Origin of the sequence: Paracoccus sp. (in: a-proteobacteria) (assembly GCF_046289755.1) — a bacterium.
GTDB lineage: Bacteria > Pseudomonadota > Alphaproteobacteria > Rhodobacterales > Rhodobacteraceae > Paracoccus.
In genome coordinates this window covers 1-12,778 of the sequence record NZ_JBKBVD010000072.1, presented here as the reverse complement: position 1 = coordinate 12,778, position 12,778 = coordinate 1, and the positions used below count along the sequence as shown (strand labels likewise).

The window sequence follows — 12,778 nt, the reverse complement described above, 5'->3', positions numbered from 1 at the left end:
CGCATGTCCTGTGCACCGCCACCATCGAGGACAGCCCGCCGCGTTTCCTGAAGGGCACCGGTCTGGGATGGGTCACGGCCGAATACGGCATGCTGCCACGCGCGACCAACACGCGCAACCGCCGCGAGGCGGCGCAGGGCAAGCAATCGGGCCGCACGCAGGAAATCCAGCGGCTTATCGGCCGCAGCCTGCGCGCCGGCATCGACCGCAGCGCCCTGGGCGAGCGTCAGATCAGCATCGATTGCGACGTGATCCAGGCCGATGGCGGCACGCGCTGCGCGTCGATCACCGGGGGCTGGGTCGCGTTGCGGTTGGCGGTGAACAAGCTGCTGAAGGCGGGCGCGATCACCAGTGACCCGATCCTGGACCACGTGGCGGCGGTCAGCTGCGGCATCTATGCGGGCCAGCCGCTGCTGGACCTGGACTATGCCGAGGACAGCGAGGCCGGAACCGACGGCAACTTCGTGCTGACCGGCGCGGGCCGCCTGATCGAGGTGCAGATGTCGGCCGAGGGCGCGACATTTTCGCGCGACGAGATGGGCCGCCTGCTGGACCTGGCCGAGGCCGGGATGGCCGATCTGGTCGCAGCCCAGAAGGCTGCGATCGCGTGAGGGCCTTTACCGAAAAGCGTCTGCTGGTCGCGACCCATAACGCGGGCAAGCTGGACGAGATGCGCGCCCTGCTGGCCCCCTACGGTGTCGAGGTGGTGGGCGCGGCCCAGATGGGCCTGACCGAGCCTGCCGAGACCGAGGACAGTTTTGCCGGCAACGCCCGCATCAAGGCGCGCGCCGCAATGCAGGCGACCGGCCTGCCCGTGCTGGCCGATGACAGCGGCATCTCGGTCGATGCCTTGGGTGGCGCACCCGGGGTGTATACCGCCGATTGGGCCGAGACCGGCCAGGGCCGCGATTTCGCGATGGCGATGCAGCGGACCTGGGACGCGGTGCAGGCGACGGGCACCCCTGCCCCGCATGCGGCGCAGTTCCGCTGCACGCTGGTCCTGATGTGGCCCGACGGCCACGAGGCGCTGTTCGAGGGCGTGCTGCCCGGTCAGGTCATCTGGCCCCCGCGCGGAGCCGAGGGTCACGGCTATGACCCGATCTTTCAGCCGGACGGACATCAGGTCACGCTTGGTGAGATGTCGGCCGAGATGAAGAACAGCCTCAGCCACCGCGCCCGCGCCGTGGCCCGGATGATCGAGGCCTGCTTTGCATAGGCTGTCCACCGGATCGCCCTTCGAGGCGCGGCTGGCCTATAGCCGGGCCGTGATCAAGGGCGACTGGTGCTTTGTGTCGGGCGTCACGGGTTATGACTATGCGGACATGACCATGCCCGACGATCCGTGCCAGCAGGCCCGCAACTGCTTTGCCACCATCTTTTCGGTGCTGGATCAGGCAGGGTTTGCGCCGGGTGACATCGTCCGCGTGCAATACACCATCACCGATGCGGCCCTGGTCGAGCGGATTGCCCCTGCCCTGACCGAGGCGCTTGGAGAGATCCGCCCGGCGGCGACCATGATCGTCGCGGGCCTGATCCGGCCCGAAATGCAGGTCGAGATCGAAGTCACGGCGTTCCGGGGATGACCGAGGCGGGCGAAGACTGGCGCGCGGGCGGGTTTGGCCTTTATGTCCATTGGCCGTTTTGTGCAGCCAAATGCCCCTATTGCGATTTCAACAGCCATGTCGTGGCACGGGTCGACCAGAAACGGTGGGCGACCGCCCTGTCGGCCGAGATCGCCCGGCTGGCCGCCGAGACGCCGGGGCGGCATCTGGGCAGCATCTTTTTCGGCGGCGGCACGCCATCGCTGATGGAGCCGGACACCGTCGATGCGGTCATCACCGCAGCGCGCGCGGGCTGGGGTTTCACCAACGATATCGAGATTTCGCTGGAGGCGAACCCGACCAGCGTCGAAAAGGGCCGGTTCCAGGGCTTTGCCGATGCAGGCGTGAACCGCCTGTCGATGGGCATCCAGGCGCTGAACGATGCCGATCTGCGCCGACTTGGCCGGATGCATTCCGTGACCGAGGCGCGGGCCGCGTTCGACGTGGCCCGCGACGTCTTTGGACGCATCAGTTTTGACCTGATCTATGCCCGCCAAGGCCAGCAGCGGGACGCCTGGCGAAACGAGCTGCGCGAGGCGTTGGCCATGGCCGCCGATCACTTGTCGCTGTACCAGCTGACCATCGAACCGGGGACCGCCTTTGGCGCCCGGGCCGATGCGGGACTGCTGCGCGATCTGCCCGATGACGATCTGTCGGCCGACATGTATTTCGACACGCAGGAGATCTGCGAGGCGGCCGGAATGGGCTGCTATGAGATCTCGAACCACGCCCGGAGCGGGGCGGAAAGCCGTCACAACCTGGTCTATTGGCGGCAGGGTGACTGGGCTGCCGTCGGCCCGGGTGCGCATGGCCGCCTGACCCTGCCCACAGGGCGCACCGCCACCGAGGCGCATCGTGCGCCCGGCGCCTGGCTGGATGCCGTCGAGGGCCAAGGAACGGGTGAACTGCCGCGCGAGTTCATCCCCCCAGATGAACAGGCGACGGAATATCTTCTAATGGGCATGCGGCTGACCGAGGGCCTGGACACCGGCCGCTATGCCGCGCTGGCCGGAGAGCCGCTGGATGCGGCTGCCATCGCGTCGCTGGAATCGCTTGGCATGGTGCGCCATGAGGGCGATCGTCTGCGTGCGACGGCTGCGGGCCGGCCGGTTCTGAACGCCATTCTGCGCGAACTGGCGCGCTGAGATGCGGCGCAGGCTCTGGCTGGCGGTTGGGTGGTTGTTCACCGTGCTGGGCATCATCGGGGTGGCCCTGCCCGTCATGCCGACGGTGCCCTTCCTGCTGGTCGCCGCATGGGCCTTTGCGCGGTCCTCACCAGTGCTGGAACAGCGCATCATGAACCACCCGACCTATGGCCCACCGGTCCGGGCGTGGCGGGATCGGGGGGTGGTCGGGCGCCTGGCCAAAGTCTGGGCGATCAGCGCGATGACGTCTGGCGTGGTCCTGTCGTGGTGGGTGGGGATGCCGATCTGGGTTGTGGCAAGCCAGGCCGGCATCTGCGGCCTCGTCGCGATCTTCCTGATCCGGCGACCAGAAGTCTGAGCAAATGTGGTGGCTGTTTGTAGAACGGACACCACATGTTGTTACCCATTCCCACCCAGAAGCTGGCAGAGGTGATCAAGCTGGTCCAGATCCTTGTAGGTGATGACCAACTGTCCGCCATCCGTGCCCGCATGCGCGATCTCGACCTTCATCTTGAGATGAGCTGACAGATCACCCTCCAACGCCCGCGTGTCGGCATCCTTCTCAGAGCTGCGGGGTGATTTACGTGGTTTGGCATCGGATGATTGGGCCAGCTTGCGGACCATATCTTCGGTATCGCGAACCGAAAGCCCCTTCTCCGCGACCTTTCGCGCCAGTTGCGCCGCGTCGGGCGCAGTGATCAGCGCGCGTGCATGGCCTGCGCTGATCTTGCCGTCCTTGACCATCTCCTGGACGGAATCGGGAAGGCTTAGCAGGCGCAGCAGGTTCGCGATATGGCTGCGGCTTTTGTTCAAGGCCTCGGCCAGTCGCTCCTGCGTATGGCCGAAACGGTCCATCAGCTGACGAAAGGACGCCGCCTCTTCGATGGCGTTCAGATCGGCGCGCTGGATGTTTTCGATGATCGCGACTTCCAGGACCTCCGTATCGGTCATGTCGCGGATGATCACGGGCATCTCGTGCAACTGCGCCATCTGGGCAGCGCGCCACCGGCGCTCACCAGCGACGATCTGGTAAAGGCCGTGATCGCGGGGATGCGGGCGGACGATCAGCGGTTGTAGAACGCCACGCTGCTTTAGCGACGCCGCCAGCTCCTGCAATGCCTCTGGATCAAAGCTGCGCCGGGGCTGATCAGGGTTGGCGGTGATCTGCTCGATCGGCAGAACCGTCTTGTCACGGGCAGCGCTGGTGGGCGCATCTCCCAGATCCATGTCCGCCATCAAGGCGGAGAGTCCGCGACCGAGGCCCCTTTTGGCGGTCTTGGCGTCTGACATCAGGCAATCTCCGGGATGAGGTTGAGGCGAGCCATGAACTCGGTCGCGAACTGACGATACGCAACGCTGCCCTTGGACTGCGCATCGTAGGCGAGGACGGGCTGCGCATGGGACGGTGCCTCGGACACGCGAACGTTCCGCGGAATGACGGTGGGATAGACCAGGTCACCCAGGGTTTCGCGCGCGTCCGCTTCGACCTGCTGGGAGAGGTTGTTGCGATAATCGGACATGGTCAGAAGGATTCCGTTGATCCTGAGGCGGGGATTAGCGCCCTGACGGACCTGCTTGACCGTCCCCAGCAGTTGGGACAACCCTTCGAGCGCATAAAACTCCGCCTGCAGCGGTACCAGAACACTGGATGCGGCGACCATGGCATTCACGGTCAACAGCCCCAACGCCGGAGGGCAGTCGATCAGAACAATGGTTCCGGCGGGCGCAGACGCCAGCTGACGTTCCAGAAGGCGCGTGCGATCCACAGTCTGGGAAAGATCCACATCCGCAGAGGCAAGGTCGGAGGTGGATGGAACAACCCGGAGATTGGTGACATCGGTTTCAACAGCGGCGGAGGACAGATCGATCTCGCCGGTCAGCAGCTCATAAACTGTATGGCGTCTCTGGTCGGCCGTGATGCCTAGACCGGTCGATGCATTCCCCTGCGGGTCGAGGTCGACCAGGATGACGGGGTGTCCCGCCTCGGCCAGAGCGGCGCCCAGATTGACAGCCGTAGTCGTCTTCCCCACCCCCCCCTTTTGGTTCGCGATGGCCACGATATGTTGTTCAGGCATGCGAGACTCCGGTGATGTTCAGGATTGCCGCTTCGGGGTCTGTTTTACTGGGTATGGCACGAAGATCAAATCGCCAATCGCCTTTGGCCGCCTGATATTCCTGGCGCCATGCCTGACCTTTCATCAGCCAAGCCTGCCCTTGCGGCTGCATATGGCGCGCGACCATTGGCAAAAGGGATGACAGTGGCGCCAATGCCCGAGCAGAGACATGATCGGCTTCCAAGGGTGGTACGGCCTCGATCCGGTCCGAGATGACAGACGCTCTGGTAAGGCCTGTCTCTCGGAGAACCGCGCGAAGAAATGCTGATTTCCTCTGGTCGCTCTCGACAAGCGTCACGTCCAGCTCCCAGTCCGCCGCCAAGATTGCAACCACGATTCCAGGAAACCCCCCACCGCTACCAAGGTCGACCCATCGGCCTTTTACCGCCCCGGAATGATCAATGATCTGCGCACAATCATCAATGTGCCGCGCCCGCAACGAAGGAATGGTCGAAGCGGAAACAAGATTGATCCGCGGATTCCACTTTTTCACCATAGTGCCGTAAGTCGCCAAACGCTCCGCTGTTTCACGTGAAACATTCATCCTGCACGACTTCGAACAACGGAACGGGAAGCAGCGATCAGAAGGGTCAAGGCAGCAGGCGTCATGCCCTCAATTCGAGACGCTTCTGCGAGGTTCGCAGGGCGCCGCTCCTGCAACTTTCGCGACAGTTCGGCAGAAAGTCCACCGAGGGTTTCATAGCGGAGGTTGGGATCCAACAGCATCTGCGCGTTAGCTTTAAGCGCGTCGGCGTCTCGGTTCTGACGTTCGGTATACTGACTATAGAGCGCATCATTCTTGATCTGGTCTAGCGATGCATTTGATATCGTGGCTATCTGGGGCAGCTCGGCAATAAGCCTATTCGGGTCAATGTCCGATTGCCCAAGCAGAGAAAACACGGACCGCGATTGCCCATCCTGGCGGACATGTATGCCCATCCGTAAAAGTTGAGTTGGCGACAACCGCAGGGATTGGCAGGTTTCTCGCGCAGCTTCGTAAGCAGCTTGACGACGCGTAAAGGCCTGAACACGCTCCGGACCCGCGCAGCCAATTCGCATCGCCATCGGCGTCAGGCGCTGATCCGCATTGTCCGCCCGGAGGGACAGGCGGAACTCGGCCCTGGATGTGAACATCCGATAGGGTTCGGAAACACCTTTCGAGATCAGATCATCGATCATGACGCCGATATAGCTGTCCGATCGACTGAAATGCACGGGCTTCGCACCTCGGGCAGTCAAGGCTGCATTCAGGCCAGCAACAAGCCCTTGTGCCGCCGCCTCCTCATACCCTGTCGTACCATTGATCTGACCAGCCAAGAACAAACCATCGACAGATCGGACGGCTAGCGATGCGTCGAGTGACCGTGGATCCACGTAATCATATTCCACCGCGTATCCAGGCTGGATAATCTGTGCGTCCTCCAGCCCGCGAATGCTCCGCACATATGCCAATTGGACGTCTTCAGGCAGCGACGTCGAAATGCCGTTCGGATAGACTGTGCTGCTGTCCAACCCTTCAGGCTCCAGGAAGATCTGGTGCGATTCTTTATCAGCAAATCGGACGACTTTATCCTCGATGGACGGGCAATATCGCGGCCCCACGCCGGTGATGTTCCCGCCATAGAGTGCCGATTTCGCGAGGTTCCCCCGTATAATCCGATGCGTGGTGGCATTCGTGTGCGTGATGGCACAGCTGATCTGAGGCGCCTCGGGTGCATTGTTCAGATACGAAAACATCACTGGCTCAGCATCGCCGGGCTGAACCTCAAGGCAGGCCCAATCTATGGAAGTGGCATCGATCCGGGGCGGCGTTCCAGTCTTCAGCCGACCCATTTTCAGCCCAAACCGCTCCATGCTGGCACTCAGCTTGTGCGCGGCCCCGTCGCCCCAGCGACCGGCTTGTCGGCTTTCGTCACCAATATGAATTGTACCGCGCAGGAACGTGCCCGTCGTCAGTACTACGGTCTTCGCCTGGATTTCACGTCCGTCCGCCAAGCGAACGCCTGTCACCGTCTGCTCGGCGCCAAGCAGCTCTTCGACCTCGCCGAAGGCGAGTTCTAGGCCGGGATAGGTGCTGATAAGCTCCCAAGCTGCTTTGCGGTAGAGATCCCGGTCCATCTGCGCACGCGGCCCCTGAACGGCTGGACCTTTACGGCGGTTCAATAGCCGGAATTGGATCCCGGCACGGTCGGCGAGACGTGCCATGACGCCATCCATGGCGTCAACTTCACGAACCAAGTGCCCTTTTCCCAGCCCTCCGATCGCAGGATTGCATGAAAGAGTTCCAATGTCTTCTTTGCGCATCGTCAGCAGGATAACATCAGCGCCCATCCGGGCGGCTGATGTGGCAGCCTCCAATCCGGCATGCCCCCCGCCAATCACTGCGACGTCGTAATGTTTCACGTGAAACACTCCCTATTTCCCGATGCAAAAGGACGAAAATATCTTGTCCAAATAGTCATCAGGATCGATTCGTCCAAGTAGGCGATCCAAAGCGATGTTGGCACGGCGCAGCGATTCCGCCAACAGTTCAGCAGGTAGAGAGTCAGCGCCCTCCAACGCGGCCAAGGCCGATATGACCTCCAAACGTTGCCGCTCGTGACTGATTAGTCCGGCATCAGAGACCTTCGAGCCAAGCGTTTCAAAGATTTGCGTCAAGACTGCGCCGATCCCCTGCCCTGTGACGGCAGAAATTGCCAACGGTGCAGAGGCGCCAAGGTCGGCGTGGCTCTGCACCATAAGATCGCCAGGCACCCACAGCTCATCGACCCGCGAACCATCCCGTGACAGATGAATCCTCATGTCGGCTGCCCGCGCGCGGGAAAACGCCTTTTCGATACCGATCTGCTCGATATCATCGCCCGATTCCCTCAGACCTGCCGTATCCAGAAAGGTCACCGCCAAACCTTCCAAATCGTATCTCAGCTCAATGACATCTCGCGTCGTGCCGGCACGGTCGGACACGATGGCAACATCTCTTTTGGCTAACCTGTTTAAAAAGCTAGATTTTCCTGCATTCGGCGGCCCGATGATCGCGATGTCAAAGCCTGCACGCACACGCTCTGCGGCGCGAAATCCGTCCAGCTCCTGCTGCAAGGCCTGACGCAATGTCGCCACCAGGTCAAAAACCCGTGGCGGTACCTCATCGGGGACATCCTCATCCGCGAAATCAACACTGACCTCGACCAGCGCCCCAGCCTCGATCAGCACGTCGCGCCAGCCCGCCAGCTTTCTGGCCAATTCACCGCCAGCCGCCCTCAGGGCCAGCTTTCGTTGCGACTCCGTTTCCGCAACCAGAAGATCGCCCAGACCTTCGACCTCGGCCAGGTCCATCCGACCGTGCAGGAACGCCCGCCGCGTGAACTCTCCAGCATCGGCCGGACGTGCCCCCAGGTCAAGCAGTGCGGCCCCGACCCTGCGGACCACGACGGGCGCCCCGTGAAGGTGCAGTTCCGCGACCTCCTCGCCGGTAAAGCTGGCACCCTCCGCGAACCACATCGCCAGCGCCTGATCGATCGGCTCATCCTCATGGATCACCGCGCGGAAATAGGCATGGCGCGACAGCGACATTGACCCTACCAGCGTCTCCGCCACGGCCCGGGCACGATCACCGCTCAGCCGGATCACGGAAACGCCCCCCCGCCCGGGCGGGGTGGCCTCTGCAAAGATCAGGTCCATCGCTGCCCCGTTTAGGCGTTCATCGAGTCGAAGAACTCGGCGTTGCTCTTGGTCTGCTTCATCTTGGAGATCAGGAACTCGACGGCATCCGTTGTGCCCATCGGGTTCAGGATGCGCCGCAGCAGATAGGTCTTCTGCAGGTCCTTGCTGTCGACCAGCAGCTCTTCCTTGCGCGTGCCGGACTTGAGGATGTCCATCGCCGGGAAGACGCGCTTGTCGGCGACCTTGCGGTCCAGCACGATCTCGCTGTTGCCCGTTCCCTTGAACTCCTCAAAGATCACCTCATCCATGCGCGATCCCGTATCGATCAGCGCGGTGGCGATGATGGTCAGGCTGCCGCCCTCCTCGATGTTGCGCGCCGCACCGAAGAAGCGCTTCGGGCGCTGCAGGGCATTCGCATCGACACCACCGGTCAGCACCTTGCCCGAGCTAGGCACAACAGTATTGAAGGCACGACCAAGTCTTGTGATCGAGTCCAAAAGGATCACAACATCTCGTTTATGCTCGACCAGACGCTTGGCCTTTTCGATCACCATCTCCGACACGGCGACGTGCCGGCTGGCCGGTTCGTCGAAGGTCGACGACACCACCTCGCCGCGCACGCTGCGCTGCATATCGGTGACTTCCTCGGGGCGTTCGTCGATCAGCAGGACGATCAGATAGCATTCGGGGTGATTCTTCTCGATCGAATGCGCGATATTCTGCAGCAGAACCGTCTTACCGGTCCGCGGGGGCGCCACGATCAGCGACCGCTGGCCCTTGCCGATCGGCGCGACCAGATCGATGATCCGGGCGCTGCGATCCTTCAGGGTCGGGTCCTCGATCTCCATCTTCAGCCGCTCATCGGGATAAAGCGGCGTCAGGTTGTCGAAGGCCACTTTGTGACGCGCCTTTTCGGGGTCCTCAAAGTTGATCGTCTCGACCTTGGTCATCGCGAAATAGCGTTCGTTATCGCCCGGCGCGCGGATCACGCCGTCGACCGTGTCGCCCGTGCGCAGCGAATGCTGCCGGATCATGTCCGGGCTGACATAGATGTCATCGGGACCGGGCAGATAGTTGGCCTCGGTCGAGCGCAGGAACCCGAATCCGTCCTGCACGACCTCCAGCACGCCGCCACCGCCGATCTCCCACCCCTCCTCGGCATGCTCCTTGAGGATCGAGAACATCATCTCGCCCTTGCGCATGGTCGAGGCGTTCTCGATCTCCCATTCCTCGGCCATCGACAGCAGGTCGGCGGGGCTTTTTGCCTTAAGGTCGGACAGATTCAGGCGTTCTTCGGTCATTCTGATGCAAACTTTCGGCCGCGCGACATATCGGAGCGGAGAAGACGGGTGTTCCAGGGAATCCCGTGCCGGACGGCCGGGGTTGGGGCGCAGATAAGGCCCCGGTCCGCACGAGTCAATCTTTTCGATCAGAACTTGATGATCACCGAAGAGACGATCGCCACCATCAGCAGGGTCGGAACCTCGTTCATCAGGCGATAGGTGCGCCCCGCCTGCGCGGTTCCGCCCGCCAGAATCCTGCGCTCTCGGGCGCACCACATGTGAAACGCGCTCATCGCGATCACGCAGACGGCCTTGATCCACGGCCAGATCATGTCCCAGCTGACGATCCCCGGCGTCAGCACCAGCGACAGACCGCTGATCCAGGTGGCGATCATCGCCGGATTCATGATCAGCCGCAGCAGCTTGTCCTCCATGATGACGAAACTGGCGACAGGCTCGGCCGATCCGGCGCGGCGTTCGGCGTGATAGACGAACAACCGGGGCAGATAGAACAGCCCCGCCATCCAGGAAATGACGGCCATCACGTGGAATGCCTTCACGTAGGGATAGATCAGCGTGAGCCAGTCGAACATCGGGAAACCTCTCTTCCCTCCTCTCTTAAATAAAAAGGATAAAGAAAGGAATGTTGTAGAAGTAGGGCCTGTGGATAGCAGGACGTGGACTCTGCTCACCGTGATTTCCTCAGAATCACCGTCTGTGGACAAGGATGTGAGAAACCCGTGCCACAGCCTGAAAACCCTTTGTAAACAAAGATGTCATTTGTGGATAACTTTGCGGATAATGATCCTGCCTCCCATTTGTCCACAGAACGGCCCATTTTGGTGGATGATTCGTCCACCTGTGGAGAAGCCTGCGTCGTTCTCTCTCTGTTCCTGGCGAAAATCGCCCCATGTCAGGGATTGACTCGGCTTGCCCGCAGGCCCGGCACCGATTCCCCCCGCCACTTGTCCACACGGGGGTTGCGCCGTCCCCGCCACAGGGTCCGGTCCCGTGCCCGGGGGGGCTTTCGCGCTGCCCGTGCTGGCCCTAGTCTGGTCCCTGAACCCGCGATGTGATGATCAAGCCCATGCAAGACGACCTGCCCGCCAGCCAGATCAGCCATGCCCCCCTGGCCGGGGTGATCGGCATGCCGATTGCGCATTCCCGCTCTCCGCGACTGCACGCGCATTGGCTGGCCCGATACGGATTGCCGGGCCATTACGTCCCGATCCCGGTGATGCCCGAACACCTGGCCGAGGTGTTGCGCATCCTGCCCCGCGCCGGTTTCGTCGGCGCCAATGTCACCATCCCCCACAAGGAGGCCGTGCTGACCTTGGCCGACACGGTCACCGACCGCGCCGCACTGATCGGGGCGGCAAACACGCTGATCTTTCGTCCCGACGGCAAGATCCATGCCGACAACACCGACGGCTACGGCTTCATCGCGAACCTGCGCCAGAACGTCCCCGACTGGCAGCCCGACCGGGGCCCGGCGGCGGTGATCGGGGCCGGGGGGGCTGCGCGGGCGGTGGTGGCCTCGCTGCTGGACAGCGGGGTCAAGGAATTGCGCATCACCAACCGCACCCGCCTGCGCGCCGAACAGATCAAGGCCGAATTCGGCGCCCGGCTTGTCGTCTATGACTGGGCGCAGGTCGGCAACATGCTGGAGGGCGCCTCGACCGTGGTCAACGCGACCTCGCTCGGCATGCAGGGCAAGCAGCCCCTGCGCGTGCCGATGGATGCGCTGTCGCCCGACGCGCTGGTCACCGATCTGGTCTATACCCCGCTGATGACCCCCTTCCTGACCGAGGCGCAGGCCCGCGGCTGTCGCATCGTCGACGGGCTGGGCATGCTGCTGCATCAGGCCGCGCCCGGATTCGAACGCTGGTTCGGCCAGCGCCCCGATGTCGACGACCAGGCGCGCCGGGTCGCGCTGGAATGACCTTCCGTCTTGGCCTGACTGGCAGCATCGGCATGGGGAAATCCACGACGGCGCAGATGTTCCGCGACCTGGGGCATCCGGTCTGGGATGCGGATCAGGCGGTCCACCGCCTCTATGCACCGGGCGGCGCGGCGGTGGACCGGGTCGCTGCGGCCTTTCCGACCGCGCTTCGCGACAGCGGCATCGACCGCGCGGCCCTCAAGAACGCGCTGGCCGCCGATTCCGGCGCGCTGGCGCGGCTGGAGGGCATCGTCCACCCCCTTGTGGCGCAGGATCGGCAGGCGTTTCTGGCGCGACATGACGGCGCACCCCTGGTCGTCCTGGACATCCCGCTGCTGTTCGAAAGCGCGCAGCCCCCGGACCTGGATGGGGTGGCGGTGGTGTCCACGGACCCCGAAACCCAGGCCATCCGCGTGCTTGCGCGCCCGGGCATGACGCGCGATACCCTGGCCATGATCCTGGCGCGCCAGATGCCTGACGCGGACAAGCGCGCGCGCGCGGACTGGATCATTCCGACCGACAGCCTGGACGCCGCCCGCGCCGCCGTCGCCCATATCGTGAACGAGGTTGCCCCCCATGCGTGAGATCGTCCTGGACACCGAAACCACCGGCTTTGACGCCGAAGGCGCGGATCGCATCGTCGAGATCGGGGCGCTGGAGCTGATGAACCACCTGCCGACCGGGCGCACCTTTCACGTCTATATCAACCCCGAACGGTCGATGCCCAAGGAGGCGTTCGACGTCCACGGCCTGGGCGACGACTTTCTGCGCGACAAGCCGAAATTCGCGGCAATCGTCAGCGATTTCATGGACTTCATCGCGGACGACGCCAAGCTGGTGATCCACAATGCCAGCTTTGACATGAAATTCCTGAACGCCGAACTGAAGCGCGCGGGCCACAAGCCGCTGCCTTGGTCGCGGGCGCTGGACACGCTGATGCTGGCGCGCGAGAAATTCCCGGGATCGCCCGCGACGCTGGACGCGCTGTGCCGCCGCTTTGGCGTGGATAATTCGGGCCGGGAGCTGCACGGCG

The 12,778-nt window shown here is 63.0% G+C and carries 15 protein-coding genes; 8 read left to right on the top strand and 7 right to left on the bottom strand.

All coding sequences use genetic code 11. From position 1 onward, the window contains the following. From rph to ACK41U_RS17830, 5 genes are all read left to right on the top strand, one after another. The coding region (gene rph, locus ACK41U_RS17850) for a ribonuclease PH (RefSeq protein ID WP_409683173.1) at positions 1-611 on the top strand (611 nt) is incomplete at its 5' end. Further along, positions 608-1,216 (top strand): non-canonical purine NTP pyrophosphatase, encoded by a 609-nt coding sequence (locus tag ACK41U_RS17845; RefSeq protein ID WP_409683170.1) that lies wholly within the window; start codon positions 608-610, stop codon positions 1,214-1,216. The genes rph and ACK41U_RS17845, both read left to right, overlap by 4 nt. Continuing rightward, entirely contained in the window at positions 1,209-1,583 is a 375-nt protein-coding gene (locus ACK41U_RS17840) for a RidA family protein (RefSeq protein WP_409683167.1), read from the top strand. Before ACK41U_RS17845 ends, ACK41U_RS17840 begins: the two co-directional genes overlap by 8 nt. Further along, positions 1,580-2,746 (top strand): radical SAM family heme chaperone HemW, encoded by a 1,167-nt coding sequence (gene hemW / locus ACK41U_RS17835; protein ID WP_409683165.1) that lies wholly within the window; start codon positions 1,580-1,582, stop codon positions 2,744-2,746. Before ACK41U_RS17840 ends, hemW begins: the two co-directional genes overlap by 4 nt. A gap of 1 nt (position 2,747) precedes the next feature. Then, complete coding sequence (locus ACK41U_RS17830) at positions 2,748-3,104, top strand: YbaN family protein (RefSeq protein WP_409683162.1); 357 nt, start codon at positions 2,748-2,750, stop codon at positions 3,102-3,104. 41 nt (positions 3,105-3,145) lie between these two features. On the opposite strand, the gene ACK41U_RS17825 is transcribed toward ACK41U_RS17830, so the two are convergent. From ACK41U_RS17825 to ACK41U_RS17795, 7 genes are all read right to left on the bottom strand, one after another. Further along, on the bottom strand, positions 3,146-4,036 hold the full coding sequence (locus tag ACK41U_RS17825; protein ID WP_409683159.1) for a ParB/RepB/Spo0J family partition protein: 891 nt from the start codon (positions 4,034-4,036) through the stop codon (positions 3,146-3,148). Then, on the bottom strand, positions 4,036-4,821 hold the full coding sequence (locus ACK41U_RS17820) for a ParA family protein (protein ID WP_409683157.1): 786 nt from the start codon (positions 4,819-4,821) through the stop codon (positions 4,036-4,038). Before ACK41U_RS17820 ends, ACK41U_RS17825 begins: the two co-directional genes overlap by 1 nt. Then, positions 4,814-5,404: a 16S rRNA (guanine(527)-N(7))-methyltransferase RsmG gene (gene rsmG / locus ACK41U_RS17815; RefSeq protein WP_409683154.1), complete on the bottom strand. Its 591-nt coding sequence runs from the start codon at positions 5,402-5,404 to the stop codon at positions 4,814-4,816. Before rsmG ends, ACK41U_RS17820 begins: the two co-directional genes overlap by 8 nt. Beyond that, complete coding sequence (gene mnmG / locus ACK41U_RS17810; RefSeq protein WP_409683151.1) at positions 5,401-7,263, bottom strand: tRNA uridine-5-carboxymethylaminomethyl(34) synthesis enzyme MnmG; 1,863 nt, start codon at positions 7,261-7,263, stop codon at positions 5,401-5,403. Before mnmG ends, rsmG begins: the two co-directional genes overlap by 4 nt. 12 nt (positions 7,264-7,275) lie before the next feature. After that, complete coding sequence (gene mnmE, locus ACK41U_RS17805) at positions 7,276-8,538, bottom strand: tRNA uridine-5-carboxymethylaminomethyl(34) synthesis GTPase MnmE (protein ID WP_409683148.1); 1,263 nt, start codon at positions 8,536-8,538, stop codon at positions 7,276-7,278. 11 nt (positions 8,539-8,549) lie between these two features. Further along, positions 8,550-9,821 (bottom strand): transcription termination factor Rho, encoded by a 1,272-nt coding sequence (rho, locus tag ACK41U_RS17800; RefSeq protein ID WP_136855011.1) that lies wholly within the window; start codon positions 9,819-9,821, stop codon positions 8,550-8,552. Between the two features lie 128 nt (positions 9,822-9,949). After that, the gene (locus tag ACK41U_RS17795) at positions 9,950-10,396 is read right to left on the bottom strand and encodes a CopD family protein (RefSeq protein WP_409683145.1); all 447 of its coding nucleotides are present in this window, start codon (positions 10,394-10,396) and stop codon (positions 9,950-9,952) included. A gap of 494 nt (positions 10,397-10,890) precedes the next feature. Between ACK41U_RS17795 and ACK41U_RS17790 the strand changes: the two genes are divergently transcribed. The 3 genes from ACK41U_RS17790 to dnaQ all read left to right on the top strand — a co-directional run. Further along, the gene (locus ACK41U_RS17790) at positions 10,891-11,745 is read left to right on the top strand and encodes a shikimate dehydrogenase (protein ID WP_409683143.1); all 855 of its coding nucleotides are present in this window, start codon (positions 10,891-10,893) and stop codon (positions 11,743-11,745) included. Beyond that, a complete protein-coding gene (gene coaE / locus ACK41U_RS17785) occupies positions 11,742-12,329 on the top strand; it encodes a dephospho-CoA kinase (RefSeq protein ID WP_409683140.1) in 588 nt (195 codons plus the stop codon). The genes ACK41U_RS17790 and coaE overlap by 4 nt, the downstream gene beginning before the upstream one ends. Continuing rightward, positions 12,322-12,778, top strand: a 457-nt coding sequence (gene dnaQ, locus ACK41U_RS17780; RefSeq protein ID WP_409683137.1) for a DNA polymerase III subunit epsilon, incomplete at its 3' end; no start/stop codon positions are given. The genes coaE and dnaQ, both read left to right, overlap by 8 nt.